The 18,344-nt window shown below is 42.9% G+C and carries 8 protein-coding genes; 2 read left to right on the top strand and 6 right to left on the bottom strand.

Features of this window, described 5'->3' with window-relative positions; genetic code table 11:
* Entirely contained in the window at window positions 1-1,548 is a 1,548-nt protein-coding gene (locus tag AC4JOV_RS00525; protein WP_229937069.1) for a SulP family inorganic anion transporter, read from the top strand.
* Between the two features lie 42 nt (window positions 1,549-1,590).
* On the opposite strand, the gene AC4JOV_RS00520 is transcribed toward AC4JOV_RS00525, so the two are convergent.
* From AC4JOV_RS00520 to AC4JOV_RS00510, 3 genes are all read right to left on the bottom strand, one after another.
* Window positions 1,591-2,049: a hypothetical protein gene (locus AC4JOV_RS00520; RefSeq protein WP_229937070.1), complete on the bottom strand. Its 459-nt coding sequence runs from the start codon at window positions 2,047-2,049 to the stop codon at window positions 1,591-1,593.
* 203 nt (window positions 2,050-2,252) lie between these two features.
* The gene (locus tag AC4JOV_RS00515; RefSeq protein ID WP_229937071.1) at window positions 2,253-12,455 is read right to left on the bottom strand and encodes a cadherin domain-containing protein; all 10,203 of its coding nucleotides are present in this window, start codon (window positions 12,453-12,455) and stop codon (window positions 2,253-2,255) included.
* Between the two features lie 3 nt (window positions 12,456-12,458).
* Window positions 12,459-13,562, bottom strand: a complete 1,104-nt coding sequence (locus AC4JOV_RS00510; protein WP_229937072.1) for a DUF5011 domain-containing protein — start codon at window positions 13,560-13,562, stop codon at window positions 12,459-12,461.
* A gap of 211 nt (window positions 13,563-13,773) precedes the next feature.
* On the opposite strand from AC4JOV_RS00510, the gene AC4JOV_RS00505 reads away from it, so the two are divergent.
* Window positions 13,774-14,502 (top strand): hypothetical protein, encoded by a 729-nt coding sequence (locus AC4JOV_RS00505; RefSeq protein WP_229937073.1) that lies wholly within the window; start codon window positions 13,774-13,776, stop codon window positions 14,500-14,502.
* Window positions 14,503-14,881: 379 nt separating this feature from the next.
* Here AC4JOV_RS00505 and AC4JOV_RS00500 read toward each other — a convergent pair whose 3' ends face one another.
* The 3 genes from AC4JOV_RS00500 to AC4JOV_RS00490 are packed head-to-tail and all read right to left on the bottom strand — an operon-like array spanning window position 14,882 to window position 18,337.
* Window positions 14,882-15,157: a DUF503 family protein gene (locus AC4JOV_RS00500; RefSeq protein WP_229937074.1), complete on the bottom strand. Its 276-nt coding sequence runs from the start codon at window positions 15,155-15,157 to the stop codon at window positions 14,882-14,884.
* Window positions 15,154-16,278, bottom strand: coding sequence for a metallophosphoesterase (locus AC4JOV_RS00495; protein WP_229937075.1), 1,125 nt, complete (start codon window positions 16,276-16,278; stop codon window positions 15,154-15,156). The genes AC4JOV_RS00500 and AC4JOV_RS00495 overlap by 4 nt, the downstream gene beginning before the upstream one ends.
* A gap of 49 nt (window positions 16,279-16,327) precedes the next feature.
* The gene (locus AC4JOV_RS00490) at window positions 16,328-18,337 is read right to left on the bottom strand and encodes an AsmA family protein (protein WP_229937076.1); all 2,010 of its coding nucleotides are present in this window, start codon (window positions 18,335-18,337) and stop codon (window positions 16,328-16,330) included.
* Window positions 18,338-18,344: the final 7 nt, after the last annotated feature.

Here is an 18,344-nt window from a genome sequence, read left to right as displayed (position 1 = left end):
ATGGGTCTTGGTATTACATTTAAGGAGATAAAGAGCGATCTTCCTGCCAGTATCGTCGTCTTTTTCGTCGCACTGCCTCTCTGTCTTGGCATTGCACTGGCTTCGGGTGCACCGCTTTTTGCCGGAGTTATTGCCGGGATTATCGGCGGTATCGTCGTCGGTGCGGCAAGCGGTTCCAGACTGGGAGTAAGCGGTCCGGCTGCGGGTCTTGCGGTGATCGTATTTGATGCGATCGCGACACTGGGTTCATGGGAACTTTTTCTTGCTGCAGTAGTGCTTGCAGGAGTGTTTCAGATCATCTTCGGCTACATGAAAGCCGGTTTCATCGCCTACTTCTTCCCGACCTCCGTCATCACCGGTATGCTTACGGGGATAGGCTTTTTGATCATTCTCAAACAGATACCTTTTATCTTCGGGTACCAGTCGGGCTATCTGGGTGAAGAGGCTTTCTGGCAGGTGAACGGTGAAAATTCCTTTACCGCGATCGAACGCGCATTGGGCCTCTTCTCCCTTACGGCGATTATCATCTCGGTGGTTTCACTGGCGATTCTGATCGTCTGGGACAAGTATCTGACGAAAAGAAGCAGACTCTTTGAGATCATCCAGGGACCTATCGTCGTAGTGCTCGTTGGTATCCTCTTTACCGTGATACTGGGGCAGTATGGTATTGCCATCCCCAAAGATCAGCTGGTTGCCCTACCCGAGATCACAACGCTGAGCGAACTTAAAAATGAGTTTACCACGGCAGATCTTTCAGGGATCGGAATGGTTGCCGTGATCAAGATCGCGCTGGTCATGGCGATCGTGGCAAGTATAGAAACCCTTTTGAGCGTGGAAGCGACAGACAAACTTGATCCGGAAAAAAAGGTCACTCCTACCAACAGGGAGCTCAAAGCACAGGGCCTTGGAAATATCATTTCAGGAATGATAGGAGGACTTCCTATCACGCAGGTGGTGGTACGCAGCTCTGCCAATATCACGTTCGGTGCCAAGACAAAGCTTTCAGCCATTCTTCACGGATTTTTCCTGCTGATCAGTGTCGTGACGATCATTCCTCTCTTGAACCTGATCCCTCTCGCTTCACTGGCGGCGATCCTGATCGTAGTGGGATACAAGCTGGCAAAGCCAAGTATGTTCGCATGGATGTACCATAGAGGATGGGAGCAGTTCATACCGTTCAGTGTGACGATCATAGCGATGCTGGTGAGCGATCTGTTGACAGGAGTAATGCTCGGACTTCTCATGAGCATCTTCTTTACACTGCACCACAGTTATCGTAACACCTACCATCTCAAAGACAGTATAACAGATGAGAACGGACTGGCGACACACCACATCGTATTTGCAGAAGAAGTATCATTTTTCAACAAAGCGAGCGTACTCAAAGTACTTGACTCCATCTCTGAGAACTCGAGAGTCGTTTTGGATTTTTCAAATTCCAAGTCGGTGGCACATGATGTCGTAGAGCTGATCAAAGACTATATCGTACAGGCAAAGTATAAAAATATACAGGTAGAGACGGTAAAGTTCCACTACCCCAAAGAGTAGCGTTACGGCTTTTTGCCGTAACACTGCCAATCTTCAACTTAACTATATTTTAGGCAGAGGCTTAGGTTTTGGTAATGGTTTAACCAGAGGTTTACAGCTGTTGTATCCTTTATGCCAACCATTTCTGTAGCTAGGGTATTTATTGTAAAGCATCTGGTTCTTTCTGACTCCGGGATGTCTCTTCGTCCAGCAGCCGTCATCATATCCCTTATGATAGTAGTTTACAACCGGTTTCGGCTTTGGTTTAACCAAAGGTTTACAGCTGTTGTATCCTTTGTTCCAGCCATTTCTGTAGCTATAGTATTTATTGTAAAGATGCTGATTCTTTTTGACTCCCGGATGTCTCTTCGTCCAACAGCCGTCATCATACCCCTGATGATAATAGTTTACAACCGGTTTTGGTTTTGGCGGCGGTGGCTGCACCGGTACAGGTGCACAACCTGTAAGATGTAACGATACAAACAATGCCGTACCCAAAGCGATGAAAGACCATATCCTCATTTTCTCTCCTTTTATACACTCAAAGCCCCCTCTCTTGACAGTGAGACTCATCCTATCTTCGCTGTTTCTACTGTTGTAGATACTTCTATTATATTCCGTCAACCTTTAATTGAAAATTAATTGAAGTCGTGAAGTATAAGTTATGTTATATTCCGGATAAAGAAGGTAGCTTACCACCTTCTTTACCTCTCAACAACCGATTTTTATTGGGCACATACCCTGCTCATATCGTTAGTGATATTTGTTGTACCGCTATAAATATCCCAGACAGTACTACAGAATGCTTTTGATGGATCTGCTTTTACACTGTACTGATCACTATCGTCAATCTGTAACTTTTGGTTCGCACTCCCTTGTACATTTGATATACCCGAGATATCAGCCAAGTCACTGTTATTCACGATACTCAATGTTCCTGTCACGTGCTTCAACCGGATCAGTCCATCAAGATTTGTCATGTTACTTTCTTCTATCGCAAAGCTTCCATCTACCTCCATTAGTGCAGAGAAGTCTGACATCTCTTCAGTCTGAATATTTTGACAACTTATATTACCATTGTAAATACCGGAATCATCGGCAAAATTGTTATAGAATGTTATAGAGTCTATCTCACATCGTTTTCCTAACAAATCCCTCAATTTATCTGCTTCTGTAGGCGTATAATTATATCCTTCACACAGTTTTGACATATCGTCAGGTAGATTATTTTGAGTACCGTAGATATCCCAGATCGATCTACATAAAGGGGCGCCATCTGCTGCTTTTACCGAATAATCCGTTTGATCTATATAGATCTTTTGGCCATCAAAGCCAACAATGTTAGAAATACCAGAGATATCAACCAAGCTATTATTATGGTATATCTTCACACTGCCGTCAATATTTATTAAACTAAAGAGCCCATCGATATCTGCCACATTGTTACGAGAGATATCCAAGGTGCCGCCAACAGATGTAAGACTGCTTAATCCGGATATATCATTGATAAAGTTATTATGTAGATAGAAGTACCCACCAATAGCAGTAAGGTTAATTAACCCATTAAGATTTGTCAGATTGTTATCATTCACCGACAGGCTTCCTTGTATTTCGTTGACAATACTGAATTTCATAAGGTCTTCATCTGTCAACCCATGGTAAGCACAATCTATACTGGTACTATAAACCCCTGTACTCTCTTCAAAATTATTGGCAAACTGTGAGTATGATACAGAACACTTCTTATCCATCAAAGCTCTTAGCTTTTGTACATCGGTAAGCGCTGCACCTTCTCCGCAAACCAAACTCATATCATCTGCTATATCACCGGTACTGTCATGTAAATTCCAGGTGACACTACAGAACTTCAGTTCTTGGTTTGCTTTGACTGCATACTGACCTGGAGAGATATAAAGTACCTGTCCATTACTACCTGCAATATTGCTCACACCTGAAATATCAGTCAAATTCGGATTATCCCGTAACGCAAGGTATCCACCAAGTGTTGTCAGATTGGTTAACCCGTCCAAGTTGACCAACTGGTTTCTCTCTAGATTAAAGTTGTTTCCTATATATGTAAGAGCACTCAGTCCATCTACATTTGTCAGTTGATTATCCTGCAGGTAGAAGTAATGTCCTACGCTATGTAAAGTACTCAGCCCATTGACGTCGGTCAACTGGTTTCCATTCAGTCTCAGCTGATCACCTACTGTGGTAAGCTGGCTTAACCCGTCTACATTGGTAAGCTTATTCTCATACAGATAAAGATCATCTCCAACACTCTTCAGGTTACTCAACCCGTCCAGATTGGTCAGGTTGTTTCTATCCAGGTAGAGCCCGTACCGCACGCTCTTCAGTGCTTTGAAGTTCAGAAGATCCTCATCCGTCAAGCCTCTTGCACGACAAGAGATCGAACTGTTGTAGTGCCCGGTGTCTGGGTTGAAGTAACTGTAGAATGTTGATGAATCGATATTACACAAACTCAATACTTCTCTTAGATTATCTATATCGCTTGGGGCATATGGGTCAACCGTTTCACAAACCTGTGTCATATCATCCACAATGTTACCACTAGGATCTTTCAAATCCCAGGTCGCACGACAGAGGCTTCCGTTATCATCTGCTTTCTGTGTATACTGATTTTGATTGATATAAAGTATCTGACCATCTTTCCCTTTGATATTGCCAACGCCGGAAATATCAGTCAGATTTGGGTTGTTCCGCAGTGCGAGGTATCCGCCAAGAGTCGTAAGATTAGTAAAGCCATCCAGATTGGTCAACTGGTTGCCCTCCACATTGAGATTACTTCCTACACTTGTCAGACTTGCAAGACCATTTATACTGGTCAACTGGTTTGTTTGCAGATAGAGATATCCGCCAACACTCTTCAGTGAACTCAACCCATTCACATTGATCAAGCTATTGTTATTGAGATAGAAGTGACTCCCTACAGTTATCAATGCACTCAAACCATTGACATTGGTCAACTTATTGCCATCCAGCCGCAGGTCATACCCTACAGTTGTAAGCTTACTCAATCCATCTACATTAGCAAGCTGATTTTCATATAGATAGAAATCTCCTCCAACACTCTTCAGGTTACTCAGCCCATCAAGATTGGTCAGCTTGTTTCTATCCAGGTAGAGCCCGTATCTCACGCTCTTCAGTGCTTTGAAGTTCAGCAGATCCTCATCCGTCAAGCCTCTTGCACGACAAGAGATCGAACTGTTGTAGTGCCCTGTGTCGCTGTTGAAGTAGCTGTAGAATGTCGAAGAATCAATATTACACTTTTCACCCAACACATTACGCAAACGATCTTCGTCTGTCAATTCTGTACTATTCATATCACACACCAAAGTCATATCATCTGCAATATTCCCCACAGGATCTCTAAGGTCCCATACAGTACTACAGAAGTTAGAGTCAGCAGGTGCTTTTACAGTATATTGTTCAGGATTGATATAAAGCAATTTTCCATTACTGCTTTGTATATTTTTGACACCTGAGATATCGGTCATATTTGGATTATTCCGCAGTGCGAGGTATCCGCCAAGAGTCGTAAGATTAGTAAAGCCATCCAGATTGGTCAACTGGTTGCCCTCTACATTGAGATTGTTTCCTACACTTGTCAGACTTGCAAGACCATTGATATCAGTCAACCGGTTTGTTTGCAGATAGAGATACCCTCCTACACTCTTCAGTGCAGTCAGTCCATTCACATTCGTCAGTTGATTCCCATCCAGTCTGAAAACGCCTCCAACTGTAACAAGACGGCTTAGCCCATCTGCATTAGTCAGCTGATTTTCATACAGATAGAAATCTCCTCCAACACTCTTCAGGTTACTCAGCCCATCCAGATTGGTCAGGTTGTTTCTATCCAGGTAGAGCCCGTACCGTACACTCTTCAGTGCTTTGAACTTCAACAGATCCTCATCCGTCAAGCCTCTTGCACGACAAGAGATCGAACTGTTGTAGTGTCCTGTATCGCTATTGAAGTAGCTATAGAAATATGAAGTATCGATATTACATTTTGCCTCAAGTATATCTCTTAACTGCTCTCTCGGCTCAGATACATACTCCTCCTGCCCTTCACATACCTGGCTCATATCATCAGGGATATTCCCATCAGGACTTCTCAGATCCCATGTCGCACTACACAGACTTGAGTTACCGTCTGCTTTGACACTGTATTGATCCGGGTTGATATAGAGCACTTTTCCGTACTTACCGACGATATTCTCTGCACCAGATATATCCGTCAAGTCGATATTTCCTCTCAGTGCCAGATAACCCCCAAGATCGGTCAGCTGTGTTAAGCTATTCAAATTGCTCAACTGGTTGTTTTCAAGGTTGAAGTTTCCTCCTACTCTACCCAATGCACTCAAACCGTTTATATTGGTCAACTGGTTTCTATGTAGATAGAAGTTGCTTCCTACTGTTGTAAGTGCATTCAAACCGTCCACGTTCGTCAACTGGTTATCATGCAGATAGAGATACCCTCCAACACTCTTCAGTGAACTCAACCCATTCACATTGCTTAAGAGGTTATTATTGAGATAGAAGTGATGCCCTACAGTTGTCAATGCACTCAAACCATTGACATTGGTCAACTGGTTTCCATTCAGTCTCAGCTCATGTCCTACCGTTGTAAGCCGGCTTAAACCATCTACATTAACAAGCTGATTTTCATACAGATAGAAATCTCCTCCAACACTCTTCAGGTTACTCAGCCCATCCAGATTGGTCAGGTTGTTTCTATCCAGGTAGAGCCCGTACCGTACACTCTTCAGTGCTTTGAACTTCAACAGATCCTCATCCGTCAAGCCTCTTGCACGACAAGAGATCGAACTGTTGTAGTGTCCTGTATCGCTATTGAAGTAGCTATAGAAATATGAAGTATCGATATTACATTTTGCCTCAAGTATATCTCTTAACTGCTCTCTCGGCTCAGATACATACTCCTCCTGCCCTTCACATACCTGGCTCATATCATCAGGGATATTCCCATCAGGACTTCTCAGATCCCATGTCGCACTACACAGACTTGAGTTACCGTCTGCTTTGACACTGTATTGATCCGGGTTGATATAGAGCACTTTTCCGTACTTACCGACGATATTCTCTGCACCAGATATATCCGTCAAGTCGATATTTCCTCTCAGTGCCAGATAACCCCCAAGATCGGTCAGCTGTGTTAAGCTATTCAAATTGCTCAACTGGTTGTTTTCAAGGTTGAAGTTTCCTCCTACTCTACCCAATGCACTCAAACCGTTTATATTGGTCAACTGGTTTCTATGTAGATAGAAGTTGCTTCCTACTGTTGTAAGTGCATTCAAACCGTCCACGTTCGTCAACTGGTTATCATGCAGATAGAGATACCCTCCAACACTCTTCAGTGAACTCAACCCATTCACATTGCTTAAGAGGTTATTATTGAGATAGAAGTGATGCCCTACAGTTGTCAATGCACTCAAACCATTGACATTGGTCAACTGGTTTCCATTCAGTCTCAGCTCATGTCCTACCGTTGTAAGCCGGCTTAAACCATCTACATTAACAAGCTGGTTTTCATACAGATAGAGATCACCTCCAACACTCTTCAGGTTACTCAGCCCATCCAGATTGGTCAGCTTGTTTCTATCCAGGTAGAGCCCGTACCGTACACTCTTCAGTGCTTTGAAGTTCAGAAGATCCTCATCCGTCAACCCTCTTGCACGACAAGAGATTGAACTGTTGTAGTACCCTGTGTCAGGGTTGAAGTAGTTATCAAAAGTACTTTCACTGATCCCACACTTTTGTCCAAGTATAGCTTTGAAGTACTCTGTCCGGTCAATATCGGTAATACCTTCTATACTAATGCCGTTACTTTCACCCCTGTCGTTAAAGGATTTAAGCGTAAAGAGATAAGCGGTATCTTCAGTAAGTCCCGTCACCCTATATGTTGTCTTATCTAGTTCCAAAGTAGCGATTTTTTGACCATCTTGATAGAGAGTGAAGCCTCTTTCGTTATCGGCATTATCTACCCAACCCAGAGTAATATTGTTGTGTCCGATATCGAGTATTTTCAGATTACTTGGACGGTATGGGCTCGTTTTATCATAGGTGAGTACGATCACTACTTGTACAGGATCACTGCTTCCACTAACATTCCTTGCCACAACTTGCAATGTATACGTTTTTTGTATCGTTTCATCAAGGGATGCAGTGGCTGAAACGCGAATCGTTCCATTGTCATCAATAGTGAAGTTCTCTTTCCCTGTTCCGTTCAATGTAAAACCGCTCACAAGGCTGTCACCTCTAGAGGCGAATGCTACGCTACCTATCACTGTTCCGACAGTTGCATTATCTTCGACAAAGCCTCTGAATGCATAAAGTACTGGAACATGCTCAGGAACATTTTCTATCTCAATATCAACATTTGATGCCGGACTGTCTGCTTTTGCATTGGAAGCGACTGCTTGAAGATGATAGACTTTTTTACTCTCATAATCAATCTCACCAGCTACCTTTATCACACCTGCACTATCAATACTGAACTTCTCCGCTCCCACACCGGTAAGGTTGATGTCACTGATTGCTGAAGTTCCTATACTTGCTACCTCAACACTGCCAAGCGTAGTTCCTAAAGGAGTATTTTCACGCAATGTAAATACTGCATCTTTGAGTACAGGCTCATCATCAATGACATTGTTCACTAAAATCGTAACATTTTTCGGAGCACTGTCACCTACGGTATTTGTAGCTATCACAGACAATGTATAACTTGTTTCAACTTCATAATCCAGTGCACTATTGACTCTTATCATGCCATTCGTATCTATTGTGAAGTGTGCCGTATCACTAAGTTGATAACTTATGATAGGGCTGTCTCCTCCTATATCTTCTTCTACGGTACCTATTACTGTACCAATAGTAGCATTCTCCTCTATAGTTGTAACAAATGGTTTGAGCACAGGAATATGTTCTGCAATATTTTTTACAAAAATTGTTACATTTGCTTTTGGACTCTCTCCAATTTGGCTGTATGCCGTTGCCAATAATTTATAAGCATTTTTTGTTTCGTAGTCTATATTTGCTAATGAAGAAACTGTAATTGTTCCATTTTCATCAATATCAAATAATTCGTTTCCAGTACCTTCAAGTGTGTAGTTGTAAATATCCCCTTCTCCACTGCTCTCAAGTGATATCTGCCCTACCAACGTACCTTCAGGTGAATTTTCAGTTATACTCTTCACAAACTCTTTGAGTATAGGCGGTTCATCAGCTATATCGTTGAGGGAAATAACTACTGAAACCAGTGCGCTGCTTCCTCTTTCATTGTACGCAATAGCCTGTAGGTCGTATCTGTTTTTTATTTCATAATCTAGTGTGGCATTAGGAGCGATATAAATTGTACCGTTAGCTTCTACCGTAAAGTTACTGTTTCCGGTACCTTTTAGCTCTATTAACTTAACAGGGCTTTCTCCCTCGTTAACTGTAATTGTACCTATTTGGGTTCCTTCACTTGCATTTTCATCAATATGAATGCTAAATGGTTCAAGAGAAGGTTGTCCGGTTTCGGGTTCTACGTTATCAATCATTATTTGTAAATCAATCTTATTACTGTTGCCGCTGTCAGTTTTTGCCATGGCAATCAAATCATAGACATCTTTTTGTTCATAATCAATATAACCTGTAGTTTTAATTGTACCGTTAAGCTCTATTGCAAACGGTACATTTGGATTGAGTATATCAAAACCGGTAACCGGGCTTCGTCCTTCCCTGTCTTGTCTTATGGTACCTATAGCGGTACCTACGGGTACATTCTCTCTCAGGTTGACGATATGAACGAGGTCGTATAGAGGAGTATCGGCTTCATTAATAACCTTGATCTCAAATGCTACAGGAAAGCTCTCATTGCCTGCCTCATTAATCGCTGAAACCTTGATACGGTAAGTGTCGGATTTCTCAAAATCCAAATCGGCACCTTCGGAAACAACGATATTCCCCCTCTCATTTATCTCAAAAGAGCTGTTATGTTCGCCACCGATACGATACTCTACGATAACTGAACCGCTGTCTACAAAATTTGCTTTAGCTGCCAATGTACCAGGGAAACTATTCTCAACAACATCATAGGTTTTCAAACTCTCCAGAACAGGTACTGAAGCATTTGCATCAGCCAATGGAATACCTTCAATAATTCTTATGATCAACTCCATACCGATGCCTCTTCCTCCCTGGTTTCCTACTGGAATCATATTCATTTTATAGATAGCACCAAGAATGAGAGCTTCGGAATTAACCACTTTGACCAAGCCTTCTTTAGTAATGCCAAATGTAGTATTGGCATCTCCTTCCAGTTCTATACGATCAATACCTGAAATACCTTGACTACTAATCGCTACTTTGCCTACTGTAGTGCCATTAGTCACAGTATGCGGTACTTCCAGTGCAAGCGGCTTAACTTGGGGAGCACTACTGTTTATCTCTTCATAGATCAAACGGTAACTCTCTTTGACACGCTCTTCATCGCTATATGTCTTTAGGACAATCGGTTCTACGAAAGTATCGTAATCTTTCATGAGCTTTACTTTATCAACAGCTGGCGCCCAAAACAGTACATCGTGGTAGTTAATATCCAGCTCTCCGCTGTAAACAAATGTTTTTTCTCGAAAAAGTTTTTGCGCAGCATCATTAAGTTTAGTATCCAAAAGCCCTGCATTGTACTTCTCTCCAAGCAGTTCTCCACTTACTTGATAGATCGCTTCAGTGAACACATTCACACTAAATGCAACACTTTTCAGGTCACTCCCTTTAATGATCGCATGAATCGTTCCGTTATTTTTTGTCGTAATATCATCCTTTACCAAGTCATCATTCCTGTCCAGGTCTTCTCCTCCTACTGCACTGATCACGTAGTAAACATCATCCTCAAACCTGTCGTAATCTTCCTGGGTGAACTCTATATGACCTGACACAAAAAGATCATTGGTATTGGTGGTTTTTCCTCTATAAACCACTGTAGGTGTGTGGCTTCCGTATGTTTCTGCACTTACTATCTCTACTTCTGCATCTCCTATAGGACCGTACTCTACTCTGTTTTCCATGCCATGGATAATGTACTCACACGGCACACATCCACAGTTTAATCTACCTGCCCATCTAATATTGCCATGCAACCTTGTGCCATCTTTACACTCATAATAAGTTCGAGGTTCATTATCTTCATCGTCATCATCTGGACCGCCGCCTCCGCCGCCTCCGCCGCCTCCACCACCGGCACCGCCGCCTCCATCTTTATGTTCAGAATATTCAGTTTTTAATTCAAGATTACCGTTAACTTCTATGATGGCAAATTGCCCCATATTTAATTGGGCAAAGTTCTTTGCTTCATAATGTTTGAACTTAGGTTCACTTGGTGTTTTGACCATAGCATAGATATTGATTGGATTATCTTCCAAGTCACTTTCTTGCAGATTACTATTCGCTTTTTTTTGTCCGGTGGCAGAAGCATAATAAAATGTATTTGGAAAGATATATTCTTCACTAGCAACATAGGCATGTTCTGTACCATAGTTTTCTACATCCTTAATATCTTGTATTGCATTACGTCCTCTAAATCCTAAGTCCATATCAATGTCACATTCCTGAGTCCAGCTTAATGTTACTTCTATAGCTCCATTTTGGAGAGTAACATCTTGATCTTGTGCTTTTAGGCCTTTTATCTCTCCTATTTCACTGGATTCATTATTAGTGAGGATATAGCAGGTTTCATCTTCGTCCACTTCTTCTATCTTTATCCCACCACATGCAGCACGCACATATTTATTGTCAGTTTGATAGATTTTCCCCTCACCACCTTCAGCGAAATCTTTTACTTTCTCACCTTCCATGCGTATATTCATAAGGGCTGGATCAAATTTATGAATCATCTCTGCGTATTTGTTTTTACACACACATCCAAGGTTTTTAGGTTCCCATTGGCTGGGAACATTTTTTAATTTTTCTAGTTGGGTTTCTATACTTGACATTATTTCTAAACGGGCCTTATTTGTAGTCATTTCAGTATTATCAAAGTAGTTTCTAACCGCTAAAGGTTCTCCCATATAAAATGTAAATGCATGCACTTTATCATCTAGGCCACCCAAGACTCCTGCCATGCTTTCATAACTCAAATAATCCTCAGAAGACTCCCAGTCACCTTGAGGTGATTTCCCTCCTACTTGTGATTTAAAACAATAGTTATCATCAGGTCTGCTTTCACGATAACTTAACCCTATTTCTGGACTCAATGGGTTCCATCCTATTTTACGCACAGGGTTTTCTACCCAGCCTACATTAATAAAAGCAAGATATGCAACTAAATCATTATCCCAGTTTACGCGAGGTGTCCCTGTTTTTATATCACTATTCATTGGGGATGCCACACTCACGGCTTCCCAATAATTATGCATCCATTCCGGAAGCTTCTTATATGCTTCATATCCAAAAAGGTTTCCTTGCGAATGTGCAACTAGAAGAACTTTGTGCCCTTCTTTGATACTGTCTTTATATTTCTCAACTTGCAATTTTAAGTCTGCATCATGTGCTTTTTGCGTCATAAGGCCCGCCAATAAAGTAGCCACTTCAGCATATTTATTAATTTTCTCTATATTGGTTCCATCAATCTTTTGTACCAAAGATTCAAGTACGTCAATAATCCCTCCATCCGTACTGTTATAGGCGTAATCGACTTTTCCGATGTGTTTGATGTAGTAGTCAATACCGAATTTTTGCTTTATAGACTCCCTCAATAAACGTGCATTATCAGAAGCTGTTTTTTCTTTTGTCAAAATTCCATTTCCAAAATAAACATCTGTCTTACACTCATCAATAATCAACTCTGCAAAAGCAAAACTTGTAAGTGGAATTAGCCATGTAAGGAATAAAGAAAGTATCTTTTTCATATCTTATTCCTCATATTTTGATGTATTAAAATCACACATAGCTTTTTGTTCTTTCCCTTCTACAAGCGTATAACTATCTCCACTTAATAAACTATCATATTGTTCATACGCCTCCTTACGCTCCTTGGTATTAAAATAAATTTTACTTCTAAAATATTCATCAACAGCATCTTCCTGAATCAAAATAGGATCACCGTAATACTTTGCTTCATATTTGTAATACCCTTGACAAACTACAGCTTTGTTTACTTCATCATGTATCTCTTTAGCTTTCTCAGGATGCTTCAATATAAGCTTATCTTCTCGTGCTTCCTGTATCGCAATATCAATATAAATGGGGTGTTTATCTTTATAAGTTTTATAGATCCACCGCTCCACATCATCCCTAACATCATTGTTGTTTGAGTCTATCCCCAGCAGTGTGGAGTCATTGAGCACTTTGTCCGGTTCGGGCGGCAGTCTGTAACCGTTCACTTCCCAGTAGATATCCAGCTTCAACGTATTGGAGACGATCGTACCTACCTTGGCTTGCAGGGTAACATTGGTATCTTTGAGAGCAGTTAGTGTCGTACCGTTGATCTCCACACTTCCACTCGGTGAGATGACCCATGCTACCTGTTCTGTCAGATCTTTTGATGTGTTATCTTTGTAGTTTCCTGTTACGTTGAGTGAAGCCTGCTCTCCCAGGTTAAGCGTGGAGACATTGATCTCTAAGTTCAGGCTTTGCAACTGGAGTGTGCTTATGGTTACACTGACTGTTCGTGTCTCTTGAGCTTTATTACCCGCACTGTCTATGGCAGTATAGGTGATTGTATATGTCCCTGCTTTACTCGTATCGACAGTCCCGCTTGTCTCAACGCTGACATTGCCATCTCTCTTATCGGAGGCCGTAGCTCCCGGTTCGATATACGCTTCCCCCTGGTTGAGCATTATATTTGCCTCACCGTTAAGGGTAATCACCGGAGGGGTCGTGTCTTGTGTGGCACTACCGTTTTGTTCCTCACCTATGATGACATCCTGCTCCGTATGCTCACTGCCACAGGCAGCAAAAAGAACAACAGCAAACCCCGCTAGCATTATCTTGAATGCTCTCTTCCCACTTAACATTGCTTATCCTTTTGATACATTAAAAAATAATAAAATAAGACTATGGAGATATATGAAAAAGCGGTAAACAGCTTTTGATCCCCCTCTTCCCCTTACAGAAGTATCGTCTCAAGAGAACCATTATAGTATAGGTTGGTTAAAACAAAATAAGATTACCGTAGAGAATACAAATAGAGTTTTGGTTATAATCGGAAAAAGAGGAGAAGATACAATGAAAATTTTTAAGTTATGGACAGCAGTTCTGATCGTTGTTACTACAATGACTACGCTTAATGCCGAGACGAAGCGGTACGAGATCAAATCAGGGATCATCGAATATACTACCAGCGGCAGTATGAATATGATGGGAGTCACAAGCAAGACCACAGGTACAGGGAAAATGCTCTTCAAAGAGTGGGGTAATGTAGAACTTCACAAGGAAGAGGAGATCACAACAGTCATGGGAAGAGAGGAGAGACAACAGGAGTTGACAAAAATAGACAACGGAAAGTTGTATACAGTTGACTTTGACGAGAGAGTGATCATCACCTACTCGCCTGAGATGCTTAAAAACTCTGAGTACAACAGTATCCAGAAAGGAAAAGAGATGATGAAGCAGATGGGAGGCAAAAAGATCGGGGAAGAGAAGGTACTGGGCTACAAGTGCGAAGTATGGGAGTTGATGCAGAGCAAGATATGGCTCCATAAAGGGATACTTCTCAAGCAGGAAGCCAATATCATGGGAACCAAATATACTACGGTAGCAACCAGTGTCAAATTCAATGTAAGCATCTCCGATAAAGAGTTCAAGCTTCCCGACTTTCCTCTCAAAACGATGGATCAGATGATGCAGGAGAAAATGCAGGGGCCAGGAGGTGACAGCGCTGGAGAAATGCCGCAGATGACACCTGAACAGATGCAGCAGATGCAGGAGATGATGAAAAGCTTCTCAGGGAATTGAGTGATAAGTGATAAGTGATAAGTGATAAGTGATAAGTGATAAGTGATAAGCATCATGACAGAGTCATGAGAGTGTGTCAAGTGTTTTCCCGTCATCCTCGCGAAGGCGGGGATCCACAGGTATGGACTCAAATCCAAGCCTGCAATGGGAGCAAAAGTTGTGGATTCCCGATCGGAGTCGGGAATGACGTGAGGGGACAGGAATGATATTTTTTTGTCATCCTCGAGGAGGCGGGGATCCACAGGTTGGAGTGCATGAATGTTGGTGCGTGATTACGCACCCTACGCGAAAACTATCCTTATTTCAAGAATGCTCCGTCATGAATTACGAACTTCTAATTCCTCCCTGCTCCTTGCTCCTTGCTACCTGCTCCCTATCACTATATCTCCTCATACTCCAGTTCATAAAAGTACTCCGAGAAGTTACGCTCAAGCATCGACTCGACTTCTTCACGGTACTGTGCTGCGCTACGTGCATTATGGGAGAGGAATACAAAGGCGATATCTGCCTCTTTCGCATACTCACCGCTGATATCCAGCAGTGACACATTAAACTTTTTCAGCTTCTCTTTGAGGCTGTTGAGTACCGATCTGCGCCCTTTGAGCGAATGGACTTCAGGCAGTTCCATATGGAGGTGACAGTTACAGAGTATCATGCAGTTCCTTCCAGTCTGATATGTGTGATCTCACTGCTGGCACCCAGCCGCATCGGAGGTCCCCAAAATCCTGTCCCTTTATTGACATAGACCTGTGTCTTGTCACTATGCCTGTGCAGGCCGCTTACATAAGGCTGCTGGAGTTTTACCAATGCCTTGAATGGGTAGAGCTGTCCCCCATGCGTATGTCCGCTGAGTATCAGATCGACTTCTCCGTCTGCCTCTTCGACAAAACGCGGTTGATGGGCAAGCAGTACCGTAGGTGAATCCTGATCCCTCCCGCGAAGGGCAAGCCGTAGATCCGGTTGATGGTGTTCTATCCGGTACCCGAATAGATCATAGACTCCCGCCAGAGTGAACCCCTCCCCCTCTCTGCCGATATAGAGGTTTTCATTCTCCAGCACCCTAATGCCCAAACTTTTGACATGTGCAATGATCTCTTCGATACCATGGAAATACTCATGGTTACCCACGATAAAGTAGGTACCGTAGGTTGAGTGCAGCCCTTTTAACGTCTCCAGTGCTTTTTGCGCCTGGGATAATTTCACATCCACCAGGTCACCGGTAATGACAACCAGGTCAGGATCCAGTCCATTGACACGGCTGACAACGCGCTGCATAAAGGTCTCGTTGATCAGCCCGCCGATATGGATATCACTCAGCTGCACCACCGCATAGGGCTTTGCAAGGTTTCGGATCTTGACAGTGATCTCTTCAAGCTCTACGATACGGGCATTGTATGTTGCTTTTCCACTCACACCGAAGGCGACTCCCAAGGCACCGATATCCAAACCTTTTTTAAAAAAATCCCTCCGTTGAGGCTCCATCGGTATCCCCAGCATCCCCACCCTGAAGATATCATAGATCACTGCGGTACAGAAGAGCAGAAAAAGGATACCGATAGGCAAAGAGAGCAAAAAGTAGAGCCAGTTAGGCGTATCGCTGAAGTAGCGTCCCAGCATATACCCGATAATCCCCAGGTAGTTGAGAAGCAGAAAAAAACGCAGAGAGTGCTTGAGACGGTCACCCAAATGGAGATGTGTGATCAGGCGCCGACTTATATAGAGAGTGATGAGGGCAAATACCCCCAAAAAAGCTATCACAAAAAGTAGTACATTCATACTATGATTATAGCCAAGAGTCTACTTCGGTGCAATAGACTCCCCTCGTTTACTTTAAAAATCCTTTTAAGAGCCCTTTGATCTGGTCTCCTCCGCTATCTTTCAGCTTGCTATCCATCAGAGTATCTACTTTCGTATCAATCTTTGATTTGATCAGTGACGAAGTATCCAGTGCCACTTTAGGCCGCTTCAATGTCCCTGTAATCTTCGCTTTTAATGATTTCTCTTTATATCTCATATCTACAGAAGCATTGAGCCGTTCACTTCTTTTTTCCAACACACCGTTGAGGATCTTGAAGTGACTGATAGGGTTTTCCGCAATGAAATCAAAGTTGAATCGTGTAGGTGACATGGTCGATACAAAGGTCGCCTGGTTGTAGCGTTCTCTTGTCAAATCTATTTGAAGTAATTGCTTTAGCAGTATGGTAAGCTGATTGGAGAGAAAACGTGCACTGTCAAGCTTTGCATCCACCCTCCCTCTTTGTGTCACAAAGTTATAATCCACTTTCGCTTCGCTCAATGCCTCCAGTACCTGCGGATACCCCAGCATATACATTACTTTGGAGACGGTTGCACCGTGCACATCCGCTTTGATCTGCTCATTGACAAGCCGATACTCCACACTTCCGTCAAACTCTTTCCCCTCTCCTGTAATGATCAGATCTTTCTCTTTGCTGATCTTCCCTCTAAAGTCCATATCTCCCCTGTACTGCTTCTCAGTCAAAGGCTGAAGCTTTCTTAGATCAGGGATATAGATATGGTAGGAGGAGTGTAGAGTTCCCGGTGTAAGATCATAGACGATATCAGGCATCGTGAGCTTTGCCATCGTTGTATCCATATTTGTCTCTGCATAGACCTTTTGCTCTTTGATTTTCCCGCTTGCGGTGATAGTGTAGTTGAACTGCTTTCCAAGATTCAGATCCAGCGTTTTTTTGACAACCGTACTGTCTGCCCTTCCGCTACTTTTAAGATCGAAGGCACCGGAGAGATCCTGAACACTATCCAGGTTCAGCGTGCCGGAGAGTTTCCCTCTGGCATACCGAGGTTCTCCCACCATCCTCAACAGCTTTTCAGTCTCTACCTCTTTCAGTGTAGCGCTCAGTGTATCATTCTCATATGCGAAACTGCTCTCTCCTCCAAGTGAATGTGTCATCCCCGTAGCGGTGACCTCCTCCCCTTGAAGAGAGAGTTTCCCGTCCATCTTGAGTTTCCCTTCCAGCGGAGCACCTGCTACCTCTTTGAGTCGGCTCATATCAGGGATATCCAGAAGATAGTGTGTATCCAGCTTCTGATCTTTCAGGTGATAGTTTGTCTCACTAAAAACAAGACGCGCCAGTGAGGTGATGATATTCCCCTCTGCCAACAGCGTCTCCCCTTTGGCTCTAGCGGTGATATCGGCATTAAGTGACTGATCTGAAGGCAAAGAGATATGATGTTCTTTTTTGAGCGTTGCAGCATCGATCACTGCATCTTTGATCTTCAGATGCGCTTCTCCCTGAGGATGATTGGGATCCAGTGTCGGCATATTTATATCAATGCTCATCCGCCCTTTAGCATAGGGTTTCTCCCCTGCAACGGCCAGTATCTCAGCGATGCTCGCATCCTGAAGGTAGAACGTGATGTTCTGCGGCTGGTTCTCAAGAAGGTTTAGATCATAGTCGATAGCCGAGGCAAAGGCTTCACCTTTTCCGGTGATATGCATCTCCTCCACTCTTCCCACGGCTTTCCCCCGGATATGCAGCGGTTTATCGATCCTAAACGCTTCGGTCTCTATCTTTTTCGCATCCAATGTATAGGTCAGATCAAAACTTTGTTCCAGCAGATCAAGTGGCCCTTCGGCTACCACATCAACAGAGTCATTGACTTTCGCCACCGCCGTCACAAATCCCGGTTTCAAAGAGAGCTTTACGAGTTCTACTTTTGCTCCCTCGACGTTCTCTTTCAGTTGATTATTGATATAGGGCAAAAAAAGGGCATTCCCGCTTGGAGTAAACGCCAAAAAAGAGACACCGCCCAACAGTGCTGCAACCAACACTATCACTATCACAATCTTATTCATCATTACA

The sequence above is a fragment of the Sulfurovum sp. MH2-6 genome, from assembly GCF_058374785.1.
This window is presented reverse-complemented; position numbering and strand designations above follow the sequence as displayed.

Coding starts and splice junctions, on each gene's coding strand:
- AC4JOV_RS00525 (WP_229937069.1), top strand. CDS start 1: ATGGGTCTTGGTATTACATTTAAGGAGATAAAGAGCGATCTTCCTGCC.
- AC4JOV_RS00520 (WP_229937070.1), bottom strand. CDS start 2,049: ATGAGGATATGGTCTTTCATCGCTTTGGGTACGGCATTGTTTGTATCG.
- AC4JOV_RS00515 (WP_229937071.1), bottom strand. CDS start 12,455: ATGAAAAAGATACTTTCTTTATTCCTTACATGGCTAATTCCACTTACA.
- AC4JOV_RS00510 (WP_229937072.1), bottom strand. CDS start 13,562: ATGTTAAGTGGGAAGAGAGCATTCAAGATAATGCTAGCGGGGTTTGCT.
- AC4JOV_RS00505 (WP_229937073.1), top strand. CDS start 13,774: ATGAAAATTTTTAAGTTATGGACAGCAGTTCTGATCGTTGTTACTACA.
- AC4JOV_RS00500 (WP_229937074.1), bottom strand. CDS start 15,157: ATGATACTCTGTAACTGTCACCTCCATATGGAACTGCCTGAAGTCCAT.
- AC4JOV_RS00495 (WP_229937075.1), bottom strand. CDS start 16,278: ATGAATGTACTACTTTTTGTGATAGCTTTTTTGGGGGTATTTGCCCTC.
- AC4JOV_RS00490 (WP_229937076.1), bottom strand. CDS start 18,337: ATGAATAAGATTGTGATAGTGATAGTGTTGGTTGCAGCACTGTTGGGC.